Origin of the sequence: Streptomyces sp. NBC_00358 (assembly GCF_036099295.1) — a bacterium.
In the GTDB taxonomy this organism is placed as follows: domain Bacteria; phylum Actinomycetota; class Actinomycetes; order Streptomycetales; family Streptomycetaceae; genus Streptomyces.
This window is the reverse complement of record NZ_CP107976.1, coordinates 8,410,979-8,435,602: the sequence shown is the minus strand read 5'-3', so window position 1 is coordinate 8,435,602 and position 24,624 is coordinate 8,410,979. Positions and strand designations below refer to the sequence as shown.

General features: G+C 71.7%; 21 protein-coding genes and 1 pseudogene. 10 read left to right on the top strand and 12 right to left on the bottom strand.

Annotated features, from left to right (window positions below; translation table 11 throughout):
- The first annotated feature begins 103 nt into the window (after positions 1-103).
- Genes OHT01_RS36055 through OHT01_RS36045 form a run of 3 tightly spaced genes read left to right on the top strand, consistent with a single transcriptional unit; the run spans position 104 to position 1,808 of the window.
- On the top strand, positions 104-511 hold the full coding sequence (locus tag OHT01_RS36055) for a hypothetical protein (protein ID WP_328557310.1): 408 nt from the start codon (positions 104-106) through the stop codon (positions 509-511).
- Between the two features lie 59 nt (positions 512-570).
- On the top strand, positions 571-1,317 hold the full coding sequence (locus OHT01_RS36050; RefSeq protein ID WP_328558383.1) for a dienelactone hydrolase family protein: 747 nt from the start codon (positions 571-573) through the stop codon (positions 1,315-1,317).
- 35 nt (positions 1,318-1,352) lie between these two features.
- The gene (locus OHT01_RS36045; RefSeq protein WP_328557309.1) at positions 1,353-1,808 is read left to right on the top strand and encodes a universal stress protein; all 456 of its coding nucleotides are present in this window, start codon (positions 1,353-1,355) and stop codon (positions 1,806-1,808) included.
- A gap of 108 nt (positions 1,809-1,916) precedes the next feature.
- Here OHT01_RS36045 and OHT01_RS36040 read toward each other — a convergent pair whose 3' ends face one another.
- On the bottom strand, positions 1,917-4,295 hold the full coding sequence (locus tag OHT01_RS36040; protein WP_328557308.1) for a glycoside hydrolase family 65 protein: 2,379 nt from the start codon (positions 4,293-4,295) through the stop codon (positions 1,917-1,919).
- A gap of 128 nt (positions 4,296-4,423) precedes the next feature.
- A complete protein-coding gene (locus tag OHT01_RS36035) occupies positions 4,424-6,808 on the bottom strand; it encodes a phosphoketolase family protein (RefSeq protein ID WP_328557307.1) in 2,385 nt (794 codons plus the stop codon).
- A gap of 85 nt (positions 6,809-6,893) precedes the next feature.
- Between OHT01_RS36035 and ppk2 the strand changes: the two genes are divergently transcribed.
- Positions 6,894-7,700, top strand: coding sequence for a polyphosphate kinase 2 (ppk2, locus tag OHT01_RS36030; protein WP_328557306.1), 807 nt, complete (start codon positions 6,894-6,896; stop codon positions 7,698-7,700).
- Positions 7,701-7,705: 5 nt separating this feature from the next.
- Here ppk2 and OHT01_RS36025 read toward each other — a convergent pair.
- The 3 genes and pseudogenes from OHT01_RS36025 to OHT01_RS36015 all read right to left on the bottom strand — a co-directional run bounded on the left by OHT01_RS36025 (position 7,706) and on the right by OHT01_RS36015 (position 10,589).
- Positions 7,706-8,547 (bottom strand): annotated as a pseudogene (locus OHT01_RS36025) (universal stress protein).
- Positions 8,548-8,597: 50 nt separating this feature from the next.
- Positions 8,598-9,620 carry a zinc-dependent alcohol dehydrogenase gene (locus tag OHT01_RS36020; protein ID WP_328557305.1) on the bottom strand — a complete coding sequence of 341 codons (1,023 nt, stop codon included), beginning with the start codon at positions 9,618-9,620 and terminating at the stop codon, positions 8,598-8,600.
- A gap of 63 nt (positions 9,621-9,683) precedes the next feature.
- A complete protein-coding gene (locus tag OHT01_RS36015; RefSeq protein WP_328557304.1) occupies positions 9,684-10,589 on the bottom strand; it encodes a universal stress protein in 906 nt (301 codons plus the stop codon).
- Between the two features lie 1,142 nt (positions 10,590-11,731).
- On the opposite strand from OHT01_RS36015, the gene urtA reads away from it, so the two are divergent.
- The 5 genes from urtA to urtE all read left to right on the top strand — a co-directional run bounded on the left by urtA (position 11,732) and on the right by urtE (position 16,499).
- Positions 11,732-12,937: an urea ABC transporter substrate-binding protein gene (urtA, locus tag OHT01_RS36010; protein ID WP_328557303.1), complete on the top strand. Its 1,206-nt coding sequence runs from the start codon at positions 11,732-11,734 to the stop codon at positions 12,935-12,937.
- A gap of 61 nt (positions 12,938-12,998) precedes the next feature.
- Complete coding sequence (gene urtB / locus OHT01_RS36005) at positions 12,999-13,895, top strand: urea ABC transporter permease subunit UrtB (RefSeq protein ID WP_328557302.1); 897 nt, start codon at positions 12,999-13,001, stop codon at positions 13,893-13,895.
- Positions 13,892-15,007, top strand: a complete 1,116-nt coding sequence (gene urtC / locus OHT01_RS36000; RefSeq protein ID WP_328557301.1) for an urea ABC transporter permease subunit UrtC — start codon at positions 13,892-13,894, stop codon at positions 15,005-15,007. Before urtB ends, urtC begins: the two co-directional genes overlap by 4 nt.
- Positions 15,004-15,807: an urea ABC transporter ATP-binding protein UrtD gene (gene urtD, locus OHT01_RS35995; RefSeq protein ID WP_328557300.1), complete on the top strand. Its 804-nt coding sequence runs from the start codon at positions 15,004-15,006 to the stop codon at positions 15,805-15,807. Before urtC ends, urtD begins: the two co-directional genes overlap by 4 nt.
- Positions 15,807-16,499, top strand: coding sequence for an urea ABC transporter ATP-binding subunit UrtE (urtE, locus tag OHT01_RS35990; protein ID WP_328557299.1), 693 nt, complete (start codon positions 15,807-15,809; stop codon positions 16,497-16,499). Before urtD ends, urtE begins: the two co-directional genes overlap by 1 nt.
- A gap of 13 nt (positions 16,500-16,512) precedes the next feature.
- On the opposite strand, the gene OHT01_RS35985 is transcribed toward urtE, so the two are convergent.
- On the bottom strand, positions 16,513-17,712 hold the full coding sequence (locus tag OHT01_RS35985; RefSeq protein ID WP_328557298.1) for an RNA polymerase sigma factor: 1,200 nt from the start codon (positions 17,710-17,712) through the stop codon (positions 16,513-16,515).
- On the bottom strand, positions 17,712-18,065 hold the full coding sequence (locus OHT01_RS35980) for a YciI family protein (RefSeq protein ID WP_328557297.1): 354 nt from the start codon (positions 18,063-18,065) through the stop codon (positions 17,712-17,714). Before OHT01_RS35980 ends, OHT01_RS35985 begins: the two co-directional genes overlap by 1 nt.
- A 102-nt stretch (positions 18,066-18,167) precedes the next feature.
- On the opposite strand from OHT01_RS35980, the gene OHT01_RS35975 reads away from it, so the two are divergent.
- Complete coding sequence (locus OHT01_RS35975) at positions 18,168-19,226, top strand: acyl-CoA dehydrogenase family protein (RefSeq protein WP_328557296.1); 1,059 nt, start codon at positions 18,168-18,170, stop codon at positions 19,224-19,226.
- A gap of 177 nt (positions 19,227-19,403) precedes the next feature.
- Here the strand turns inward: OHT01_RS35975 and OHT01_RS35970 are convergent, their stop codons facing one another.
- From OHT01_RS35970 to OHT01_RS35955, 5 genes are all read right to left on the bottom strand, one after another.
- A complete protein-coding gene (locus tag OHT01_RS35970) occupies positions 19,404-20,546 on the bottom strand; it encodes an LLM class flavin-dependent oxidoreductase (RefSeq protein ID WP_328557295.1) in 1,143 nt (380 codons plus the stop codon).
- A 107-nt stretch (positions 20,547-20,653) separates the two neighbouring features.
- Positions 20,654-21,208 carry an NADPH-dependent FMN reductase gene (ssuE, locus tag OHT01_RS35965; protein WP_328557294.1) on the bottom strand — a complete coding sequence of 185 codons (555 nt, stop codon included), beginning with the start codon at positions 21,206-21,208 and terminating at the stop codon, positions 20,654-20,656.
- A 420-nt stretch (positions 21,209-21,628) separates the two neighbouring features.
- Complete coding sequence (locus tag OHT01_RS40265) at positions 21,629-21,706, bottom strand: putative leader peptide (RefSeq protein WP_365876167.1); 78 nt, start codon at positions 21,704-21,706, stop codon at positions 21,629-21,631.
- A 239-nt stretch (positions 21,707-21,945) separates the two neighbouring features.
- The gene (locus tag OHT01_RS35960; RefSeq protein WP_328557293.1) at positions 21,946-22,119 is read right to left on the bottom strand and encodes a hypothetical protein; all 174 of its coding nucleotides are present in this window, start codon (positions 22,117-22,119) and stop codon (positions 21,946-21,948) included.
- Between the two features lie 162 nt (positions 22,120-22,281).
- Positions 22,282-24,549, bottom strand: a complete 2,268-nt coding sequence (locus OHT01_RS35955) for an MMPL family transporter (protein WP_328557292.1) — start codon at positions 24,547-24,549, stop codon at positions 22,282-22,284.
- Positions 24,550-24,624 lie beyond the last annotated feature (75 nt).

Sequence of the window (24,624 nt, the reverse complement as noted above, 5' to 3'; positions counted from 1 at the left end):
CGCGGCCGCTACGATCGGCCCATGACGCCACATCAAACGGATGCCGCGTAGATCCCCGCGCGCGTCGAGGGCCATTGCGCCCGGGAGACGGAGCGACGGTCCGGTGAGCAGCCTGCTCGTCGGCACGTGCCCCGGACCACCTGTGTGTGCCGACGTGCACACGTACCTCTTCGTCGACGGCCTCGACGTGGTGGCGCGCAGCGACAGCAGGCTGGCCGGCCTCGGTCCCAGGGTGTCGCTCCGCCCCGGCGGGCCGCTCTGTCCGACGGACAGGCCGCGCATGGTGGATGTGGCGGCCCAGGTACACCCCGAGCCGGGGCCGGCCAGGCTGACCGTACGGGTCCGGCTCCGGGGCGGGACGGTCGTCTGGTCCGACCTGATGTACCCGGACCTCGACGGCCGGGTCGTCGAGGAGGTCCGCTTCCGCCTGGACCAGTACCTGGGCGAGCTGGAGCGCGCGTACGCGGCGTCGAAGGCCGCGCTTGATCACCGATGGCCCGCCGATGTCTGATGGTCCTCGGCCCTCGTAGCGGCTGCGCTGTTCATCAGCCCGAGAAAGGAAGATCCGCCATTCCTGTCAAGTCGTTGCAGATTCCCACCGCGGACGGCCAGGCCGACGCGTTCGCCGCCTTCCCCGACGGTGGCGGGCGGCACCCCGGAGTACTGCTGTACATGGACGCCTTCGGCCTGCGGCCCGTGTTGCGGGACATGGCCCGCGAACTGGCCGAGCACGGGTACTACGTGCTCGTCCCCAACCTCTTCTACCGGCACGGCCAGGCACCGGTGATCGACCTGCCCGAGCACATCGGCAAGGAGGTCCGGTCCACGGTGTTCGCCCAGGTGATGCCGCTGATCGAGACGCACACCGTCGAACGTGTCCTGGGCGACGCCGACGCCTACCTCGGCTTCCTCACGGCGCAGCCCGAGGTCAGCACCGGACCGGTCGCCGTGATCGGCTACTGCATGGGCGCCAACGCGGCGATGCGTACCGCGGCGGACCACCCCGATCAGGTGGCCGCCGTCGCCGGATTCCACCCCAGCCGCCTGGTCACCGACGCTCCCGACAGCCCGCACCGGCTCGTCTCCAAGCTGACCGCCGAGGTCCACCTCGGCCTGGCCGAGAACGACATGACGCCCGAGGCCGTCAGCGAGCTCGGTCAGGCCCTGGACGCCGCGGGTGTGCGCTATGCGTGCGAGATCTACCCGGGAACCGTCCACGGCTTCACGATGGCCGACACGGACGCCTTCGACCTCTCCGCGCTGCGGCGCCACTGGGACGAACTGCTTCCCCTTCTCGACCGCACCCTGAGCCGATAGCCGACACCCGCACGAACGACGAAGGGTGAACTCCCGTGGATCAGCCGATCGTTGCCGGGGAAACCCCCGGGCCCGACGGACCCCGGCCGGTGGTGCTGGGCATCGACGCGCGCCGTCCCCGCGATGTCGTGACCGGCTTCGCCTTCGAGGCCGCGTCGCGGCGTGGCGCGCTGTTGCACGCCGTCCACGCCTGGAGTCCTCCCGTGCCGGTCGGACCGTCGGCGCCGTTCGCTCCGCCCGAGGAGGACCGGGGGGCCTGGGAGGACCAGGAGGTCCAGTTGCTGGCGGACGTCCTGCGGCCGTGGCGGCGGAAGTACCCGCTCGTGCGTGTCTACGACGACGTCCGGCTCCAGAGCCCGGCGACCGCGCTCGTCCATGCCTCGGAAACGGCAGGGCTGCTGGTCGTCGGGCGGAGTGGGACGACGCTCGGGTCCACGCTTCGGGACGTACTGGGCCGCGCCAGATGCCCGGTGACGGTTGTCCCGCACTGACGACCGACCGACCACGCCCGCCACGATCACCGGTCACCCGTCACCCGTCACCCGTCACCCGTCACCGGCGACCGGCGACCGGCGACCGGCGATGGTCACGGTCACCCGTCAGCGCTCCGGCAGCGTGAGTGTGCAGGACTCGCCCGGGGCCACCGAGACCGTGCGATCCGCCAGGGTGACATCGATCGGGTCCTCGTCCGAGGCCGGCACGCTCAGGTGCAACCTCCCCGCGCTCAGGCGGAGTTGGACGCCCCGATGACCCCGGTAGCGGATCGCGAAACCGTACTCGGACAGCTCCGGCAGGGGGACCGGGTCGAACCTCAGCGCTCCGCCCCGGGTCTCCAGGCCGGTCAGCCCGCGCTGCACGAGATCGAGGGTGCCCGCCATGGCTCCCAGGTGGACGCCCTCCCCCGTGGTGCCGCCCTGGAGATCGGCGACGTCGCCGTGCAGGGCTTCGTGGATGTACGTCCAGGCCTCGACGCGCCGTGCCCGGCCCAGCACCCAGCCGTGCACCAGGCTGCTCAGCGTCGACCCGTGGCTCGTACGGCTCAGATAGTGGTCGACGGTTTCCCGCCAGAGCGCTTCGTCGACCTCGTACCCGAGCCGGCGGAACAGGCCGCCGAGTTCGGCGGGTGAGAAGAGGTAGCCCAGCATCAGCACGTCCGCCTGCTTCGAGGCCCGGTAGCCGTTGACGCTGTCGCCCTCGGCCTCCAGGATCCGGTCGAGCCGCCGGATGTCGCCGTACCGTTCGCGGTAGCCCGCCCAGTCGAGTTCCGCGAGATCGCCGTAGCCCTCGAACTGGCTGATGACGCCGGAGTGGAAGGGCACGTGCAGCCGGCGCGACACGTCGTCCCAGAGGTCGAGCTCCGCGGAGTCCAGGCCGACCCGCTCGACGAGGTCCCGCCGGACGAGTTCGGGCAGCTCGTGCAGCACGTCGAGCGTGCGGGCGAGCACCCAGGCGGCCGTGACGTTCGTGTACGCGTTGTCGTCGAGCCCGGGTCGGTCCGCGCCCGGGTAGGCGTCGTGGTACTCGTCGGGTCCGACGACCCCCCGGATCCGGTAGCGGCCGAGTGTGCCGTCGTACTCGGCGAACCCGCCCCAGAACCGGGCGATCTGCACGAGCATCTCCAGGCCCTTGGTATGCAGGAACTCGGTGTCGCCGCTCGCCTCGCAGTACTGCCACACGTTGTACGCGATCGCCGATCCGACGTGGTGCTGGAGCCGTGAGTGGTCCGGAAGCCAGCGCCCCGAGCGCGGGTTGAGGTGGAGCTGCTGGGTCTCCTCACGTCCGTCGCTGCCGCTCTGCCACGGATACATCGCACCGGTGTGCCCGGCGTCCTGGGCCGATCGGCGGGCCCGCTCCAGACGGCGGTGGCGGTAGGTGAGCAGGGCCCGCGAGACCTCCGGGAAATGGAGGTTCAGGTACGGCAGCACGAACAGTTCGTCCCAGAAGACGTGCCCCCGGTAGGCCTCGCCGTGCAGCCCGCGGGCCGGGACACCGACGTCCAGTTCCGCGGTGTGCGGGGAGAGCGTCTGCAGCAGATGGAACAGGTGCAGGCGCAGGATCGGCCCCGCGCTGTTCGGCACGTCCAGTTCGGTGTTCCGCCACAACTGCTGCCACGCCGTGCGGTGGGTGTCCAGCAGTGTCTCGAAGTCCGCGGCCCGGCCGACCCGGTCGACGGCCGCGTCCATCGGGTCCTTGATCGCCGGGTCGTGGGAGGTGTGCAGGGCGACCGTCTTGTCCACGGTCACGGTCCGGCCCTCGGTCAGCGTGATCCGCAGCACCTGGGCGGCGCGTCCCGGGGTGTGCGCCTCCGTGGTCACGGCGGGGGCGTCGGTGACGGTCCGGGCGGCCAGCCCGATGCCGGTCTCCGAGCCGGCGGTCCGGCAGTGCAGCCAGATCGTGTCGGGGGCGTCGGTGCCGGTCCGGACCTGCTTGAGGTGGCGGGAGGCGAGGGAGCGGTAGCGCTCGACACCGCTGTTGGCGACCGTGCCGTCGAGTGCCGACTCGATCTCGACGGAGCCCGACCAGCCCTCGGCCGTCACCTCGGTGCGCAGCAGGGCGAGGTGGGGATCGGCCATGTGGACCAGGCGGAGCTGCCGTACGGCGATACGCCGGCCCTCCTCGTCCTCGTAGCGCGCGGTGCGCTCCAGGGTGCCCGCGCACAGGTCGAGGCGCAGGCGGTGGTCGAGGAGCCGGTGGGTGTCGGGGGTGAGCCAGGTCCCGGTGGCGGTGCGCAGCCGGAGCGGGAGCCAGTTGGGGAGGTTGACCATGTCCTCGTTCTCGACCTCGCGTCCGGAGACCTGCGAGGTGAGACGGCTGTAGCAGCCCGCCACGTACGTGCCCGGGTAGTGGACGGCGTCCGCGGCGCACTCCGGGGCGGCGCCGCGGGTCGCGAAGTACCCGTTGCCCAGGGTGCACAGCGACTCGCGCAGGCGTTCCTGTGCCGGGTCGTACCCCTCGTAGTCCCAGGTGCCGTCGCGCATGCCTCCATCCTGCGGCACGGGCGGCCCGCCGTCCTCGCGGGACGCGCCGGGACGGCGGGCCGCTCCGGTGCCCGTCGGCCGTCGACGCTTCCGGCGGTCACCCGCGCTCGTTCGCGGGGCGGGGGTCCTCAGCCGGTCCAGGTCCAGTCCACGACCTCGGGGAGATCGGTGCCGTGCTCGCGGATCCAGTCGTGGTGGCGGGAGCGGGCGTCGGCCATCCTCTGGCGTACGGCGGCGGCGCGGACGCCGAGGCCGGGGACGCGGTCGATGACGTCCATGACGAGGCGGTAGCGGTCCATGTCGTTGCGCACGACCATGTCGAACGGGGTCGTGGTGGTGCCCATCTCCTTGTAGCCGCGCACATGGAGGTTCTGGTGGCCGGTGCGGCGGTAGGCGAGGCGGTGGATGAGCCAGGGGTAGCCGTGGTAGGCGAAGATCACCGGTTTGTCGGTGGTGAAGAGCCCGTCGTACTCGAAGTCGTTCATCCCGTGCGGGTGTTCCGCGCGCGGCAGCAGCCGGGTCATGTCGACGACGTTGACGACCCGGACGGCGAGCTCGGGCAGGTGGCGGCGCAGCAGGTCGGAGGCGGCCAGGATCTCCTGGGTGGGGACGTCGCCCGCGCAGGCGAGGACGACGTCGGGCTCCCGGTCCCCGCCGGTCGATCCCGCCCAGTCCCAGATGCCGGCGCCGCGGGCGCAGTGGGCGCGGGCCTGGTCCATGGACAGCCAGTCGAAGCAGGGCTGCTTTCCGGCGACGACGACGTTCACGTAGTCGCGGCTGCGCAGGACGTGATCCGCCACGGACAGCAGGGTGTTGGCGTCCGGCGGGAGGTAGACGCGCACGACCTCGGGGCTCTTGCTGAGGACGTGGTCGACGAAGCCGGGGTCCTGGTGCGAGAAGCCGTTGTGGTCCTGGCGCCAGACATGGGAGGTGAGCAGGTAGTTGAGGGAGGCGATCGGGGCGCGCCAGGGCAGTTCGCGTGAGGTCCGCAGCCACTTGATGTGCTGGTTGACCATGGAGTCGACGATGTGGACGAACGCCTCGTAGCAGGAGAACAGTCCGTGCCGGCCGGTCAGGAGGTAGCCCTCCAGCCAGCCCTGGCAGAGGTGTTCGGAGAGGATCTCCATGACGCGGCCGTGCCGGTCGAGGTGCTCGTCCACCGGCAGGGTCCCCGCCTGCCAGGCCTTGCCACTGGCGTCGAAGACGGCGTCCAGCCGGTTGGAGGCTGTCTCGTCGGGGCCGACCAGCCGGAAGTCGCGGCGATTCGAGGTCTCCCGCATGACGAATTCCAGGAGGTCGCCGAGGACCCGGGTCGGCTCGTGCAGGGTGGCGCCCGGCTTGTCGACGGGGACGGCGAAGCGCTCCAGGGGCGGGAGCGGCAGTTCGCGGACGAGAAGGCCGCCGTTGGCGTGCGGGGTGGCGCCGAGGCGCCGGGCGCCGTCGGGTACGCACGCGAGCACGTCGGCCACCGGCCGCCCGTCGGCGTCGAAGAGTTCCTCGGGGCGGTACGAGCGCAGCCAGGTCTCCAACTGCCGCAGGTGTTCCGGGTTTTCGCGGACACCGGCGAGGGGAACCTGGTGGGCGCGCCAGGTGCCTTCGACGGGCAGGCCGTCGACTTCCGCGGGGCCGGTCCAGCCCTTCGGGGTGCGCAGCACGATCACGGGCCAGCGGGCCCGTTCGGTCACGCCCTCCTCGCGGGCCGTGCGCTGGACCAGTGCGATGCGGTCCAGCGCCTGGTCGAACGCGGCGGCCATGGCGCGGTGCACCTGGAGCGGGTCGTCGCCGGTCACGTGGATCGGGTCGTGGCCGTATCCCCGCAGCAGTTCGTCGAGTTCGGGTTCCGGGATCCGGGAGAGCACCGTCGGGTTGGCGATCTTGTAGCCGTTGAGGTGCAGGATCGGCAGGACGGCGCCGTCGTGGACCGGGTCGAGGAACTTGTTGGAGTGCCAGGACGCGGCGAGCGGTCCGGTCTCCGCCTCGCCGTCGCCGATCACACAGGCGACCAGCAGCTCCGGATTGTCGAAGGCGGCTCCGTAGGCGTGGGCGAGGGAGTAGCCGAGCTCGCCGCCCTCGTGGATGGAGCCGGGCGTCTCGGGGGCGACGTGGCTGGGCACCCCGCCGGGGAAGGAGAACTGCCGGAACAGCTTGCCCATGCCCTCCCGGTCCCGGGGCACGGAGGGGTACGTCTGGCTGTAGGTCCCCTCCAGCCAGGAGTTCGCCAGCACGGCCGGGCCGCCGTGCCCGGGACCCCAGACGCACAGCGCGTCCAGGCCGCGCGCCTTGATGACGCGGTTGAGGTGGGTGTGGACCAGGTTGAGGCCGGGCGAGGTACCCCAGTGGCCGAGCAGCCGCGGTTTGATGTGCGCGGGGGTCAGGGGCTCGGTCAGCAGTGGGTTGGCGAGCAGATAGATCTGGCCCACGGCAAGGTAGTTGGCGGCCCGCCAGTGAGCGTCCAGGATGCGCAGTTCGTCGTCGGTCAGTACGGTGCTGTCCTGGTGTTCGACCTTGGGCATGGTGACTCCGTAAGTCATCGGAATACGTCGGCGAGGCGGGTCGGTGAAACGTTTCGCGGAGGCGTCATCGGGCGGAGGAGGCGGCATGGCCGGCGAGAAGAGCACGGCGAAGGTGCCGTCCGCGGCGTACGAGCGGGAGCTGCTCAGGCTGCAGACGGAACTGGTGAAGCTCCAGGAGTGGGTACGGACCGAGGGCGCCCGTGTGGTGGTGGTCTTCGAGGGCCGGGACGCCGCGGGCAAGGGCGGCACGATCAAGCGGGTCGCGGAGCATCTGAACCCGCGTGTCGCGCGGATCGTGGCGCTGCCGAAGCCGACCGAGCGCGAGCGCACCCAGTGGTACTTCCAGCGGTACGTGGAGCATCTGCCGGCCGCCGGGGAGATCGTGCTGTTCGACCGGAGCTGGTACAACCGCGCCGGGGTCGAGCGCGTCATGGGCTTCTGCACGCAGGAGGAGCACCAGCTGTTCCTGCGGCAGTGCCCGATCTTCGAGCGGATGCTCGTGGAGGAGGGTGTCCTGCTGCGCAAGTACTGGTTCTCGGTGAGCGACGCCGAGCAGCAGAAGCGGTTCCGGCGCCGGCTGAAGGACCCGACGCGGCGCTGGAAGCTCTCTCCCATGGACCTGGAGTCGATCACCCGTTGGGAGGCGTACTCCCGGGCGAAGGACGAGATGCTGGTGCACACGGACATCTCGGAGGCGCCGTGGTTCGTGGTCGAGAGCGATGACAAGCGGCGCGCCCGGCTGAACATGATCGCCCATCTGCTCTCCTCCATGCCCTACCACGAGGTGCCGCCGCCGGTTCTGGAGCTGCCCGACCGGCCGCCGTCGACCGGTTACCTCCGCCCGCCGCGCGATCTGCAGACCTACGTCCCCGATCACGCGGCGAGCCTGTGAGGCGCTCATACCCGTAGGGGTACGACGGCGACGGGACAGGACGCGTGGTGCAGGACGGCGTGGGCGACCCGGCCGAGCTGCATCCCGATGTGCCCGTGGCTGTCGTGCTGGCGGACCCCGACGACGAGCAGACCGGCGTCGGCGGAGGCGTCCAGCAGTGCCGTGCGGGCGGTCCCCTCGGTCGTGCTCCGGTGCACGACCACGGCCGGGAACTCCGCCGCCGCGCCGTGCAGCGCCTTGTCCAGAATCTCCACTGCCTCCCGCTCGTGCGGCCGGGCGGGCTCGCCCGCCGCGGGCGGGTGACCGGCCGTCTCACGGGAAGGCCACCGCCAGGCCCGTACGGCTTCCAGCGGGACCCCGCGTTCGGCGGCCTCGCGGAAGGCGAGACGGCGGCCGCCGATCCGTGCGAGGGATCGCCGACGCCGAGGACGACGGGCCCGCGGCGGCCGGTCCCGCCCTGGTTGTCGTGGCTGCCGCGCAGCACGATCACCGGACAGTGGGCGCGGGCGGCGACCGTGAGGCTCACCGACCCGAGGAGCATTTCGGCGATGCCGCTCCGGCCCCGCGACCCGAGCACCAGCGCGGTGGCGTTCAGGCCCTCCCTGAGCAGCGCGCTCACCGCGTCGTCGGGCATCACCTCGGTGGTCACCCGTACCCCGGCGTCGCGACGGCGGGCCCGCTCGGCGGCGGCCTCCACGACGGTGTCGGCCATGACCTGCTCGGTGGACCTGTCCAGCCCCTCGGCGAGGGACGCGCCCTCGTAGCGCTCCCAGAGCGAGGCGTACACCAGGCGCAGCGGCAGACCGCGCAGGGCGGCCTCGTCCGTGGCCCAGTCCACGGCGCGCATGCCGGGCTCGGACCCGTCGACGCCCACGACGAGCGGCAGATGCACGGCGGTCAGCCCGCTTCGCCGAAGTCGAAGACGATCCGGGCCTGGATCCGGCCGTGCAGCACCTCGTCGATGGACTCGTTGACGGAGGCGAGCGGCCGGGACTCGCGGATCACCCGCGTCCGGCCGGCGGCGTGCAGGTCGAACACCTCCGCGAGGTCCTGCCGGGTACCGACGATGGAACCGATCACGGAGGTGCCGTTCAGGACGGTCTCGAAGATGGGGACCTGGATCGTGCCGTGCGCCGGCATGGCGACCATGACGAGTTTCCCGCCGCGCCGAAGTCCCCTGTACACCGCGGAGAAGGCGTCCTCGTTCACCGCCAGAGCCAGCGCGACATGCGCGCCGCCGTGGCTCTTGAGCACCTCGCCCGGGTCCTCCTTGCGGGCGTCGATGACGATGTCGGCGCCGAGTTCCGCGGCGAGTTCGAGTTTGTCGTCGGTGACGTCGATGGCCGCCACGGTAGCCCCGGCGATCTTCGCGTACTGCAGGCCCAGGTGCCCGAGTCCACCCACCCCGGAGATCGCGACGAGCTGGCTCGGCCGGACGTCGGCGACCTTCAGTGCCTTGTACGTGGTCACCCCGGCGCAGGTGAGCGGGGCCGCGTCCAGCGGGGAGATCCCGTCGGGCACCGGCTGGGCGAAGTCGGCCCGGGCCAGCATCTTCTCGGCGTAGCCGCCGTCGCACCCGTATCCGGTGTTGATCTGCTGCTCGCAGAGCGTCTCCCAGCCGGAGAGGCAGTGCTCGCACCGGCCGCAGGCGCTGCCCAGCCAGGGCACGGCGACCCGCTGCCCCAGCACGAGATGGGTGACGCCCTCTCCCAGCGCCTCGACCAGGCCGACGCCCTCGTGTCCGGGAACGAACGGCGGGCTCGGCTTGACCGGCCAGTCGCCGTTGGCGGCGTGGATGTCGGTGTGGCACAGCCCCGAGGCCTCCACCCGGATACGGACCTGGCCGGGGCCGGGCTCGGGGTCCGGACGCTCCTCGATGACCAGCGGCTCACCGAACGCTCGGACGACTGCTGCTTTCATGGGATGACTCTCCTTGCGCGAACGGCCGCGAACAGCCGGAGACCGAGGGGTGGCCCGTGGTGATCAGGGGTGCGGTACGACGGCGACGGGGGCGGTGGAGTGGTGCAGTACGGCGTGCGTGACGGGGCCGATGTGGGCGCCGAGCGCGGCACGGCGGACGCGGCGGCCCACGACGACGAGCGAGGCCTCGCGGGAGGCGTCCACCAGGTGATTGGCCGCCTTTCCTGACAGGGAGTCCTCGACGATCTCCACGTCCGGGAACTTCTCGCGCCAGGGCCGCAGTGCCTCCGTCATGGACGCGGCGTCCTGGGCGGCCAGCCGGACGTCCATCTTGATGTCGGGGGGCAGCCCGTACGCGATGTAGGGCGGCTCGTTCCAGGCGTGCACGACCCGCAGCGCCGTGGCGCGCAGGAGCGCGGCCTCGAAGGCGAAGCCGATCAGCGTGTCGTCCGGTCCGCCGGTGTCGAGTCCGAGCACGACGGGACGGAAGGGTGCCGCGGCGGACGGGATGCCCGACGGATCCTCCAGGTGCTCGTCCGACGCCTGTTCCCCGGCGCGTACGAACACGACGGGACGACCCGCGTGGGCCGCCACGGCCAGGCCCGCGGAGCCGATCATGAAACCGCCCACGCCGCTGAGCCCACGGGTGCCGAGGACCAGGAGTTCGGCGTCGTCCGCGGCCTTGAGCAGCACCTCCGCGGGCCGGCCGGTCCGCTGTTCGGTGGTGATCTCGACTCCCGGGTGGCGCGCCCGCAGGCCTTCGGCCGCTTCGCGCGGGATCCGCTCGCTCCAGTGCTGCTGGGTCTCGGCGCCGAACAGCGGCGCCTGCGCCATGGGGTCCGGGGCCGGTTCCCATACGTTGACCAGCGTGACCGGCAGGGCGCGCAGTCGCGCCTCGCGAGTGGCCCACTCGGCGGCGGCGAGACTCTCGGGAGAACCGTCGAGGCCTACGGTGACAGTGCGGGACATGGTGCCCACCTCCTGGATCGGGGGTCCGAGCGGGATCAGGTTCCAGCGTCGTGCCGAAGCGGTCGGGTGCGGCAGGGGCCGCAGGTCCCCGGTGGGGGCCGTTCGGCCCAACGCCGGCCGCGCGGGCGTGCCGCGGGGCCCCGCGGCACGGGTCCCGTCTCCGCCTCCGTCTTCGGTCGGCGCGGCCGGTGGCCGGTGCGCACGACCGGAAGCTCGGCCCGGAGCCCGCCGACACCCGGGCGTCCCCGGCGGACTCCGGTACGAGGACGGTCAGGACGGCGGCGTGGACGCGGTCGTGGTCGACGAACGGGTCGACCGGCACGCCCGGCACGCCCGGCGAGCCGGTGGACAGCCGCCGGGCGGGCGGCCATTCGACGCCCCCATCGGCCCTGTCATCACGGTGCCCGCAACCGTGGACTTTCGCAGCGTGATACCGCCGATCAGGTCCGGCCCGAGACCGGACAGCCCGACGGCGGACAGCACGATCGCGGAGAGTCCGATCGCGGGCAGGCGGATCGGGGGCAGGCCGACCTCGGAGGCCGACCGACCTCGGGCGACCGCACCGAAGATGTGGCATGACCGAACCCGAACCTCTGGTGGAAAGGGGCCCTCCCGAGCACGAGCACGAACCCGTGGGGGTACGCGGCCCGTGCACGCACGGACCGGCCGCCGTGACCGAGGCGGTCACGGCCTCCGGCGCCGGTGGAGTTCTCGTTACGCCCCGCGGCGGAGGACGGAACCCGGTCCGCCGACGGGGGTGCTCGCGCACGGCCATGACGGTGATCCCTTCGAGGATACCGAGGATGCCAAGACCCCGCCCGGCGCGATCCCGGCCGACCAGGACACCCTCGATTTCCACGTCCGAACGCCGGACGGTCCGAGAAATCGAAATGTCTCGGACGTATCAGGAATTCGGATGCCGAATTCCGCTCCGGGCATTTTCCGCCGCCCTGTCGAGCGCCCCCGAACGCTTCGTGAGAGCGGGAAGATACGGCCGGGAAAGTACGGTGAAACACCATGGAAACAGGTCGACTTGAGGCTGTGGACCGCACTTCAGGAGGTTGTCTCCTCCACAGCCCGAGGGGGTTCTATTGTCCAGCGGTTCCCGAATTCTCCGACGCCGGATCGCAGCCGGTGCCGCCGTGCTCGCGACCGTCGTCGCGCTCTCCGCGTGCGGCGCCAAGACCGACGCGGGCGGCACGTCCGACAAGGCCGCGAAGGCGGACGTGAGCGGCGACACCGTCAAGGTGGGCCTGCTCAACTCGCTGTCGGGCACGATGGCCATCAGCGAGGTGACCGTACGCGACTCCCTGAAACTGGCCATCGGCGAGATCAACGCCTCGGGCGGAGTGCTCGGCAAGCGGATCGAGCCGATCAGCGAGGACGGTGCCTCCGACTGGCCCACGTTCGCCGAGAAGGCGAGCAAGCTGATCCGGGAGGACCGGGTCGCGGCCACCTTCGGCTGCTGGACCTCCGCCAGCCGAAAGGCCGTCAAGCCGGTCTTCGAGAAGAACAAGTCGCTGCTCTTCTATCCCGTGCAGTACGAGGGGCTTGAGGAGTCGCCGTACATCTTCTACACCGGCGCCACCACCAACCAGCAGATCGTCCCCGGTCTGGACTACCTCAAGTCCCAGGGCAAGAAGCGGATCTACCTGGTCGGCAGCGACTACGTCTTCCCGCGCACCGCCAACAAGGAGATCAAGGCGTACGCGAAGGCCAACGGCATGACGGTGCTCGGCGAGGACTACGCGCCCCTCGGCTCCACGGAGTTCGGCACGATCGCCAACAAGGTGAAGGCCTCGAAGGCGGACGCGGTCTTCAACACCCTCAACGGCGACTCGAACGTGGCGTTCTTCAAGGAGTACAAGTCCGCCGGACTCACCGCCAAGAGCATGCCGGTGGTCTCGGTGTCGATCGCCGAGGAGGAGGTCAAGTCGATCGGGGCGCAGTACCTGGCCGGCCAGTTGACGGCCTGGAACTACTACCAGACCACCCCGGGCGCCGCGAACACCAAGTTCGTGAAGGCGTACAAGGCCAAGTACGGCCAGGACAAGCCGACCAGTGACCCGATGGAGGCCGCGTACACCTCGGTCTACCTCTGGAAGGCGATGGTCGAGAAGGCGAAGTCCTTCGACCCCGAGAAGGTCAAGGCTGCCTCCGACGGCATCACCTTCGACGCGCCCGAGGGCAAGGTCACCGTGGACGGCGCGACCCAGCACATCTACAAGACCGCCCGTATCGGCAGGATCGGCTCCGACGGGCTGATCAAGCAGGTCTGGGACTCCGGCAAGCCGATCAAGCCGGACCCCTACCTGAAGGGTTACGCCTGGGCCTCCGGCCTCTCCTGACCACCCGTCGCGCGGGGCCTGTGCGCACAGGCCCCGTGTCCCGACTCCCCGGAGCCGCCGTATGACCGTGATCCTCGGGCAGTTGTTCACCGGCGTCAGTATCGGTGCCGTCCTGCTCCTCATCGCGCTCGGCCTCTCGCTCACCTTCGGCCAGATGAATGTCATCAACATGGCCCACGGCGAGTTCATCATGGCCGGCGCCTACACCACGTACGTACTGCAGAAGTCCATTTCCGGCGCGGGAATGTCACTCATCGTCGCTCTGCCCGTCGCATTCCTTGTGTCGGGGGCGCTCGGGGCGCTGCTGGAATGGCTGTTGATTCGCCGCCTTTACCTCCGTCCCCTCGACACCCTTCTCGTCACTTGGGGTGTCTCGCTGATGCTTCAGCAACTCGCCCGTGACATTTTCGGTGCGCCGAATGTGCAGACCCGCGCGCCCGATGTCCTCACCGGGCACATCACGGTCATCGGCGGCGACGACCCGCTCACCTTCGCCAACAGCCGGCTGTTCATCCTGGGACTGGCGGTCGCCGCGGTCGTGGCACTGTCCCTGACCCTGCGGCTGACCCCGCTCGGGCGGCGGATCCGCGCGGTGGTGCAGAACCGGGACCTGGCGGAGGTGTCCGGCATCTCCACCGGCCGGGTGGACCGCACCGCCTTCTTCATCGGCTCCGGGCTCGCCGGGATCGCCGGGGTCGCGCTGACGCTGGTCGGCCCGATCGGGCCGACGATGGGCACCAACGTCATCATCGACGCCTTCCTGGTGATCGTGGTCGGCGGCATCGGACAGCTCAAGGGCAGCGTGATCGTCGCCTTCGTGCTGGGCGCGCTTCAGTCGGTCCTGGAGTACTCGACCACCGTCAGTGTCGCGAAGGTGCTCGTCCTCGTGGCCATCGTCGTGTTCCTCCAGTGGCGGCCGCAGGGCCTGTACACACTGCGCGCGAGGAGTCTCGTATGACCACCACCACTCCCCTCGCCCCGAAGGCGGGGCAACTTCCGCGCGCACGGGGCCGGTTCGCGGCGGCCCGGCCCGCCGCCGGCTTCGTCGCGGCCGCGCTCGTGCTCTTCGCCGTCGCCCCGCTCGCGCTCTCCGACTTCCGCCTCGGGCTGCTCGCCAAGTACCTGTGCACGGCCATGGTCGCGGTCGGTATCTGTCTGGCCTGGGGGCGCGGCGGCCTGCTGACCCTCGGCCAAGGGGTGTTCTTCGGGCTGGGCGGCTACGCCATGGCCATGCATCTGAAGATCGCGGACGCCGGACCCGGCCACCTCCCAGATTTCATGCAGTTGTACGGGACCGCTACCGAACTCCCCTGGTGGTGGCGGCCGTTCGCCAATCCCGTGTTCGCTGTCGCCGCGACCGTCCTGCTGCCGATGGCCGTCGCCGCGGTCCTGGGCTCGTTCATCTTCCGGCGCCGGGTCAAGGGCGCCTACTTCGCGATCCTGAGCCAGGCGCTCGCCGCCGCCTTCGCGATCTGGCTGGTCGGCCAGCAGGCGACGACCGGTGGCACCAACGGACTGACCGACATCCAGGGCTTCTTCGGCTACGACCTGAACGACCCGGTCAACCAGCGGATGGTGTACTTCGTCATCGCCGCAGTGCTGCTCCTGCTGATCGCGCTCGCCCGTCAGCTGATGCACAGCCGCTACGGCGAACTCCTCGTCGCCGTGCGGGACTCGGAGGAACGGGTGCGGTTCCTCGGCTACGACCCCGCCCATGTCAAGCTCGTGGCGTACGTCGTCGCGGCGGGCATGGCGGGACTCGCGGGTGCGCTGTTCGTGCCGGCCGTCGGCATCATCTCCCCCGCGCTGGTCGGCATCGTGCCGTCCATCGAACTCGTCATCGGCGCCGCGGTCGGCGGCCGGGCCAGCCTCACGGGCGCGGTGCTCGGCGCGATCGGCGTCGCCTGGGCGAAGACGGCCCTCTCGGAGGAGTTCCCGGCGGCCTGGACCTACTTCCAGGGGCTGCTGTTCGTCGTCGCCCTGGCGTTCCTGCCGGGCGGACTCGCCTCGCTCGCCGTGATCGTGAAGCGGCGCCGGGCGGGCCGAGGACTCGCGGGAGACACGGTATGACGGAGCGGACGGACAACGCGCCCGAGGCGCTGGAGATCCGCGGGCTGCGGGTGGCCTTCGACGGGTTCACCGCCGTCGACGGGGTGGACCTGGACGTGCGGCCGGGGGATGTCCGCTTCCTGATCGGCCCGAACGGCGCGGGCAAGACGACCCTGGTCGACGCGGTCACCGGACTGGTGCGGGCCACGGGATCGGTGCGCTTCGGCGGTGCCGAGGTCCTCGGCCGCAGTGTGCACCGGATCGCCCGCTCCGGAATCGGCCGGACCTTCCAGACGGCCGCGGTCTTCGAGGAGTTGACGGTTCTTCAGAACCTGGACATCGCGGCGGGCGCCGGGCGGGGCGCGCTGACGATGCTGCGCCGCCGCAAGGGCGTGCCCGAGTCCGTGGCGCGCGCCCTGGAGACGGTGGGCCTGACCGGTCTGGCCGACAGTCCGGCCGGGACGCTCGCGCACGGTCAGAAGCAGTGGCTGGAGATCGGCATGCTGCTGGTGCGGGACGTCCGGCTGCTGCTCCTCGACGAGCCGGTCGCGGGCATGAGCCACGACGAACGGCAGGCCACCGGCGAGCTGTTGGAACGCATCAGCGGGGAGCGGACCGTCGTCGTCATCGAGCACGACATGGATTTCATGCGGTCCTTCGCGCGCAGCGTCAGCGTGCTGCACGCGGGCCGGGTGCTGAGCGAGGGGACGGTGGCCGAGGTGCAGGCCGACCCGAGGGTCCAGGAGGTGTATCTCGGGCACACCTCCACCGAGGACCCCGCCGCGACCGTGCCCGGACCGACCGCCGCACAGGAGGCGTGATGCTGGAGATCGACACCGTCCACGTCGGGTACCACCGAAGTGTCGTGCTGCACGGCGTCTCCGTCGAGGTGCCGAGGAACGGGGTGGCGGCGGTGCTCGGCCACAACGGCGCGGGCAAGAGCACCCTCCTTCGGGCGGCCGTCGGGCTGCTCGGTCCGCGGAGCGGCTCGGTGCGCCTCGACGGCGAGGACATCACCCGCCGCAAGCCCCACGAACGGGTGGCCCGCGGTATGGCGTACGTCCCGCAGGGCCAGCAGGTCTTCCCGCACCTGACGACCGCCGAGAACCTCCGACTGGTCGCGGACGGACGGCGGCGCGGCAAGGAGGCGACCGCCGAGGCGCTGGACCTGTTCCCGGCGCTGCGCGCCCTGTCGGGCCGTCGTGCGGGCCTGCTCTCGGGCGGCCAGCGTCAGCAACTGGCCATTGCCCGGGCCCTGGTGACGGAGCCTCGGGTGCTGCTCCTCGACGAGCCGACCGAGGGCATCCAGCCCTCGGTGGTCGCCGGGATCGAGGAGACGATTCTCTCGCTGGCCGCCCGGGGAGGCCTGTCGGTCCTTCTGGTCGAGCAGCATGTCGGCTTCGCGATGCGGGCCGCGCAGCGCTACTACGTCCTGGAGGCGGGCCGGGTCACGTCGTCCGGAGCCGGCGGCCGGGACGCCGAACCGGCGGTGCGGGAGGCGCTCAGCGTGTGACCCCTCCGGGCGGTCACTTCGCGGCGAGGGCCGCTCTGGCCCGTTCGAGGTGGGCGCGCTCCGGCGCGCTCCCGGTCAGCGTGATGGCCGCGTCGTACGCCCGCAGGGCCTCGGTCTGCCGTCCCAGCCGGCGCAGCAGATCCGCGCGTACGGCGTGGAAGGCGTGGTAGCCGTCCAGGTCGAGCTTGTCGACGAGGGCCAGAGCGGACTCCGGTCCTTCGGCCTCGGCCACGGCGACGGCGCGGTTGAGGGCCACGACGGGGCTGGGGGCGAGCTCCATGAGCTGGTCGTACAGGCGGAGGATCTGTCCCCAGTCCGTGGCGTCCGCGGTCGGCGCGTCACTGTGGACGGCGTTGACCGCGGCCTGGATCTGATAGGGGCCCGGCCGGTTGCGGCGCAGGCAGCGGCGTACGAGGGCCCGGCCCTCGGCGATCCGGTCCCGGTCCCAGCGCGTACGGTCCTGGTCGGCGAGGAGCACCAGGTCGCCGTCCGCCGTCGAGCGGGCCGGGCGGCGGGCCTCGATGAGCAGCATCAGCGCGAGCAGGCCGAGGGCCTCGGGCTCGTCCGGCATGAGCTCGACGAGGAGGCGTCCGAGGCGCAGGGCCTCGGCGCAGAGGTCCTCGCGGCCGCCGTACCCCTCGTTGAAGACGAGGTAGACGACGGCCAGCACGCCCTTGACGCGGTCCGGCAGGTCCGCGTCGCGCGGGATGCGGTAGGGGATGCCCGCGTCGCGGATCTTGGCCTTGGCGCGGACGATCCGCTGGGCCATGGTGGATTCGGGGACGAGGAAGGCGCGCGCGATCTGCGGGGTGGTCAGTCCGCCGAGGAGCCGCAGGGTGAGGGCGACCTGGGCCCGGGGTGCCAGCGCGGGATGGCAGCAGGTGAAGATCAGACGGAGCCGGTCGTCGCGCACGGGGCCCTCCTCGACGGGTTCGTCCGGGGCGTTCAGCCGGGCCGCTTCGGCGTGCCGGGCCTCGCGGGTGGACTCGCGGCGCAGCCGGTCGACGGCGCGGTTGCGGGCGGTGGTGATGATCCAGCCGGCCGGGCTCGGCGGCACGCCGGTCTCCGGCCACTTCACCACCGCCGTGGTGAACGCGTCCTGGACCGCTTCCTCGGCGAGGTCGATGTCACCCAGGAAGCGGATCAGGACGGCGACCGCCCGGCCGTACTCGGCGCGGAAGACGGCCTCGATCCCGGCGGCGCCGACCGCCATCAGTCCTCGGTCTCGTGCATGAACGGGCGTACCTCGATGGGAAGCGTGGTCGCCAGCGCCGCCTTGCGCCCCCACATCAGCGCCGCGTCGAGGTCGGGCGCCTTGAGCAGACAGATCCCGCCCAGATACTCCTTGCTCTCCGTGTACGGTCCGTCGGTGACCAGGACGTCACCGTCGCGGGCCCGCAGCACGGTGGCCGAGTCCAGCCCGTGCAGGCCACCGGCGAACACCCAGGCACCGGCCTCGCGCAGCTCCGTGTGGAACACCTCCACGTTGTGCATGATCTCTTCCAGGACCTCGGGCGCGGGCCGCTCGCCCTGCGGCTGCATCACGCTCAACAGGTAGTACTTCATGATGTGTCCTCCTCGGATGTCTCTCACTCGGCGTCTCACTGACTACACGAACGAGACGGCGCCGGATCGACACACGCCACGACGACAGCGGGAGATTCCTCGATGACCGTCCCACCGCATCCGCTCGTCACGGCGGCCCGGACCCTGGCGGCCGAGGTGCTGGCGCCCTCGGCGGAGCGCGTGGACCAGGAAGGCGTCCCGGCGAGCAGTATCGAGGCGGTCAGGCGTTCGGGGCTGCTCGGGGCGGTCGCCCCGGTGGCGTACGGCGGCTCGGCGGCGCCCGCCGCGGTAGTCCGGGAGACCGCGGAGATCCTGGCCGGGGCGTGCTGCTCGACGTGGTTCGTGCAGACCCAGCACCACACGCCGGTGACGACCCTGGCGAAGAGTGACCTTCCGGTGCGGGAGCGCCTGCTGGGGCCGCTCGCCCGCGGGGAGCTGCTGTCCGGTGTCGCCTACGCGCAGTTGCGCGCCCACCCGCGCGTCCCGGTACGGGTCACACGCGAGCGCGGCGGCTGGCGCTTCGACGGGACGGTCCCCTGGTACACGGGCTGGGGGCTGAACGACGTCATGCTGCTGGCGGGGGTGACGGACGCGGACGAGGCGCTGTTCGCGTTCACCGAGGCGCGCGAGCAGCCGGGGCTGCGTCCGTCCCCGCCGATGCGCCTGGCCGCGCTCTCCGCGTCCCGGACGGTCTCGCTGGAGCTGGACGGGTTCCGGCTGCCCGAGGACGCGGTCGCGCTGCGCACCCCGTACGCGTCCTGGGCGGTCGCCGACCGGCCGAAGAACACCAATGCCTCACCGGCCGTGTTCGGGGTGACGGCGACGGCGATCGGTCTGCTGGAGGACGATCCCGCCGACTCCGCGAAGGAGACCGCGGACACCCTGCGGGCACGGCTCGACGTGGTCAGGCGGCAGGCGTACGAGCTCGCCGACCACCCGGCGCCGACCGAGCGCATCGAGGAGCGGCTGGCGTGCAAGACGCGGGCGTACGACGTGATGCGGGCGGCGACCACCGCGGCGGTCGTGGCCGGCGGCGGACGGGCGATGGATCTGCGGAGCCCGGCGCAGCGGCTGGCGCGCGAGGGAATGTTCCTGCTGGTGCAGGGCCAGACGGCCGAGGTGCGCGCCGCGCACCTCGGATCGCTGGGATCGCCCGGGTGACCCGGTTCGTTCCGGGGGCCCGGTTCGCGCGGGTGACCCGGTTCGCTCGGGCGGGGAGGTCGCTCCGGTGACCCTGTCCCGACCGGGCCGCCCGAGGCGCGGCCGGGCCCCCGAAGCGCCCTTCCCGTCCCAGTCGATCGGTCAATGGCATCCGACCGGTCCGTTCGGCCGGGCCGTTCAGCCGGTGAAGGGGACTTGGGCGGCGGGCACGGGCGGGGTCGCGAACGGGTGCTGCCACAGGCCCTGCGCGGCGAGGCGGGGCAGAACGCCCTCGCCGAACCAGTAGGCCTCCTCCAGGTGCGGATAGCCGGAGAACACGAACTCGTCGATGCCCAGGGCGTGGTACTCCCTGATCCGCTCGGCCACCTCATCGTGGCTGCCGACCAGTGCGGTGCCCGCTCCGCCGCGCACCAGACCGATGCCGGCCCATAGGTTGGGGTGGATCTCCAGGCCGTCCCGGCCGCCGCCGTGCAGCGCGAGCATCCGCTGCTGGCCCCGCGACTCACTGCGGGCGAGTCCGGCCTGCACCGACCGCACCGTCTCCGGGTCGAAGCCGTCGAGGAGCCGGTGCGCCTCGGCCCAGGCCTGCTCGGACGTGTCGCGGGTGATGACGTGCAGCCGGATGCCGAAGCGGAGGGTGCGCCCCTCCGCGGCCGCGAGCCCGCGGATCCAGGCGATCTTCTCTGCGACCTGAGCCGGTGGCTCGCCCCAGGTGAGGTAGACGTCGGCGTGACGGGCGGCGACCTCACCGGCGACGGGTGAGGAACCGCCGAAGTAGATCTCCGGGACCGGGTCGGGGACCCGGGTGAGCCGGGCGTCCTCGACCCGGAGGTGCTCGCCTGCCAGGTCGACGGTCTTGCCGTCCCACAACTCCCGGACTATCTGGAGGAATTCGCCCGTACGGCGGTAGCGGGAGTCCTTGTCGAGGAAGTCGCCGTAGGCACGCTGCTCATGGCTCTCGCCACCGGTCACCACGTTCAGCAGCAGCCGTCCGCCGCTCTGGCGCTGGAAGGTGGAGGCCATCTGGGCGGCGAGCGTGGGCGACACGAAGCCAGGACGGAAGGCGACGAGGAACTTCAGCCGCTCGGTGTGCCGGCTGACCATCGCGGTCGTCAGCCACGCGTCCTCGCACCACGCCCCCGTCGGGGTGAGGGCACCGACGAACCCCAGATCCTCGGCGGCGCGGGCGATCTGGCTCAGGTACGCGACGGTCGGCGGACGGTCGCGTCCGGAGGCGGTGGCGGGCGTACCGTGACCGCCGCCCACGACATGACGGCTGTCTCCGTTGGTGGGCAGGAACCAATGGAAGGTGAGGGACACTGCTGCGTTCTCCGATCGGAGGGCCGGGCGACGGCGGCTGGGGCTACGGCTACGGCGGGGCGGCTGGCAACTCGGCTCCGGCGAAGGTCACTTGGCAACGGCTGGCGTCAACCGGCCACCGCCAGCAGGGGGATACGGCCCAGGGCGGCGGAGAACTGGTCCACCACCTGGGCCAGCGCCTCGGCGGTGCCCGGCGCCACGGTGACGCTCCCGTCGGGTTCCCTGGTGATGTCCTTGTCGAGCGTGAACCAGCCCTGGACTATGTGAGCCGCTCCCATTGAGTTGAGGACGGGACGGAGCGCGTAGTCCAGTGCGAGCACATGGGCGGTGCTGCCTCCTGTCACCAGCGGCAGCACGGTCTTCCCCGTCAGGGCGTATTGCGGGAGCAGGTCGAGCAACGCCTTGAGGACACCGGAATAGGCGGCTTTGTAGACGGGGGTGCCGATGACCACCCCGTCGGCGCGGGCGAACAGTTCGGTCGCCTCGACGATGGCGGGGTGGCGGAAGTCCGCGCCGAGCAGGGCCTCGGCCGGGATCGTGCGGACGTCGAGCGGGATCACCTCGTGGCCCTGCGAGGCGAGCCGGGCGTCGAGGTGCCGCAGGAGTCCGGCGGTGCGGGAGGAGACCGAGGGGCTGCCGGAGACGGACAGGACGGTGGCCATGAGTCCTCTTTCATGTGCGGAGTTCCGGGTCGGTTCCGCGAGCGGGATCGCGGACGAGTTCCGCGAGCGGGTTTCTGGGCGAGCGTGCTGCCAAAGGCGGACGGAGAGGGCGGTACGGAGGCGGAGCGCGTCGCCCCGCACCTGTGCGCCCGCGCCGTGTCGGGCCGCACCTGCGTGCGCCGAACTCCATTCCCTCGTAGGGAAGTCGGACGACAGCGCAGGTGACCCGGGCGACTACGAGACGCTCTGGACGGAAGGCCGCTCGACGACGTGCCGAGGTCCGGGAATTCGACCGGACCTCAGCCGGAACCAGGGCGCCGAGGCAGGGGCGGTGGACAGGCGAGTACGCCGGATCGCAGCGGAGGGGAACTCACCGTGGGCGTGCCGGCCCGAACGAAGGGGGCTCCGCCGCTGGGATCGTCAGGCTGCGCGACAACAGAAGGAACTGGAGACACGCGCGAGGTCGACGTGGCGTCGCCGCGTGAGGTCCAGTCGCATCTTCATGCCGCGATCGTCGCAGCCCCCGGTCCGGACCGTCAAGGAATGCAGCCCCGATCCCACATCCCGGACCGCTGTCTCATCGCGACCCGAGTGAGATGTTCAGGCACCCGGAACAGGAATCCCGGCGGCAGGTGAGCCGTTGTCGTCGGCGGCTGCCGGACGCGGGTGCGCAACGGCGCGCCGCCCGCCGCGCCGGGCGGCGGGGCACGGCGTCGCGGCGGCCGGGCCGCGCGGGATCAGCCTCGGTCCTCGTCCCCGATCGGAACGACCACGAGGAACGCGTCCGACTTCAGGTCCATCACGACCGTCGCCGCCAGCCCCTCGGTACGGCGTCGCGCCGCGTACTCCTCCGCGGTCCAGGATCCGCGCGGAGCGCCTGCGGGAAATCGTTCCAGCACCTTTGTGCCCATGACGGCAGACACCTCCAGCTCTGAGGTCGGACCCGGAGCGACGAGTCCCGTGGAACGCGTTTGCCCGGGTTTCACCGGCGCATGCCAGGTCCGTCCGCCGTCCTTCGACAGCGGACGGACGGCCCTCGCGTACCTCGACGCGTCACCCCGTCTCACCCCGCGTCACACCTCGACGCGCTCGCCCCCTCGGGCCTCGGGCTCGGGTGCGGGCACGGGCTCCGCTGCGGACTCGCGGCTCAGCCTCCCCGGCCACCAGGCGCGGGGGCCGATGTCACGGACCAGGGCGGGCACCAGCAAGGAGCGGACCACCAGGGTGTCGAGCAGGACGCCGAAGGCGACGATGAAGGCGATCTGCACCAGGAAGGCCAACGGGATGACGCCGAGGGCGGCGAAGGTCGCGGCGAGCACCACGCCCGCCGAGGTGATCACCCCGCCGGTGGCGACGAGTCCGCGCAGCACACCCCGGCGCACCCCGTGGCGCAGCGACTCCTCGCGGACCCGGGACATCAGGAAGATGTTGTAGTCGACGCCGAGGGCCACCAGGAACACGAAGCCGTACAGCGGCACGGACGCGTCGGTGCCGCTGAAGCCGAACCCGTACCGGAACACGAGCGACGAAATCCCCAGAGTGGCGAGGAAGTTGAGCCCCACCGTGGCGACCAGGAGCACCGGCATCAGCAACGAGCGGAGCAGGCCGGTCAGTATCACCAGGATGATGGCGAGGACCACGGGCACGATGAGCGTGCGGTCGTGCGCGGCGGTCCGCCGGGTGTCGTACTGCTGGGCCGTGTAGCCCCCGACCACCGCGTCCGCGCCCGGTACGGCGTGCACCGCCTCGCGCAGCCGCGCGACGGTGTCCTTGGCCGCGTCGCTGTCCGCGGCGGACCGCAGGGTCACGTCGACGCGCACCCGGCCGCCGACGACCTGGGGCGCTCCCCCGCCGGGCCGCCCGGACCCCGTCACAGCGGCGGCCGAGGCGACACCGTCCGTCGCGCGCGCCGCGGCCGTGACCGGCGCGACGCGGTCCGCGTCCGCGATGATCACGGCGGGGTTCCCGGAGCCGCCGGGGAAGTGCCGGCCGAGGGTCGCCTGCGCGGCGACGGACGGCGCGTCGTTGACGAAGAGTTCGTCGAGCGGAACGCCCTTCGCGGTGAGGGTGGGCGCGAAGGCCGCGCAGGCGAGGAGCCCGGCCAGGGCGATCACCCAGACCTTGCGGGGCGCGCGGTCCACGAGGTCCGCGACCCGGTTCCAGATGCCGCTGCCGGTCCGCCCGTCACCGGCCGCCCAAGCGTCACCCGCGGCCGACGCGGCGCCCGTCGGCACACCGTGGATAGGGGCGCCGGGGGTCGGCGCGGCGGAGGTCCGGGCGTCGGCTTTCTGGGCCCCGGCCGTCCGGGCGCCGGCCGCCGGGCGCGGTCGGGCCGGCCAGTAGGCGGCGCGGCCGAGCAGCACCAGGACGGCGGGCAGGAAGGTGAGCGAGCTGAGCGCGGCGCAGACCACGCCGATGGCGCCCACGGGGCCGAGCGCCCGGTTGTTCGTCAGGTCGCTGAGCAGCAGCGCCAGCAGTCCGAGGACGACGGTTCCGGCGCTCGCGACGATCGCGCCCCAGGACTGCCTCAGCGCCGCCCGCACGGCCGTGAACCGGTCGGCGCACAGGGCGAGTTCCTCGCGGAAGCGAGCGGTCAGCAGGAGGGCGTAGTCCGTGGCGGCGCCGATCACGAGGATCGAGAGGATGCCCTGCACCTGGCCGTCCACGCGGACGACGTCGTGGTCGGCGAGGACGTAGACGATCGCGCAGGCCAGCCCCAGCGCGAACACCGCTCCGAGGATGATGACGAAGGGCAGCAGCACACTGCGGTAGACGAGCAGCAGGATCAGCAGGACGGCCGCCAATGCCACCCCGAGAAGGAGCCCGTCGATTCCCGCGAAGGCGTCGGCGAGGTCGGCCTGGGAGGCCGCCGGACCGGCGATCCACGCGGTCGTCCCGGGGACCCGCTCGGCGGCGGTACGAATGCGGTCGACGGCGTCGGGGAGCTTCTTGCCGAGGTCGGGCCGCAGTTGGACGACGCCTTCCAGCGCTTTGCCGTCCCGCGACGGCAGCGCGGGTGACGCCTGGCCGACCACGCCCGGTTCGCCGGTGAGCGAGGCGAGCGCGCGGGTCGCGGCGGCCTGCCGGGCCCCGGCCGCGGAACCGTCGCCGTCCACGGTCCAGACCACGATCGCGGGCAGCGTCCCGGTCCGCTGGAAGGCGCGCTGCTGGGCCACCACCTTCGTGGATTCGGCGCTGCGCGGCAGGAACGCGGCCTGGTCGTTGGTGGAGACCTCGCCGAGTCTGCCGGCGTAGGGGCCGAGGGTTCCCCCGATGCCGAGCCAGGCGACGAGCAGGACGACGGGGATCAGCCACACGGCTCGTCGCGGGGTGAGGGACATCGCTCTCCAGAGTTCGTACGCAGGTGCCTCAACGAATGACAATCTCAATCATTGAGATATCTCGCGCCCAGATCG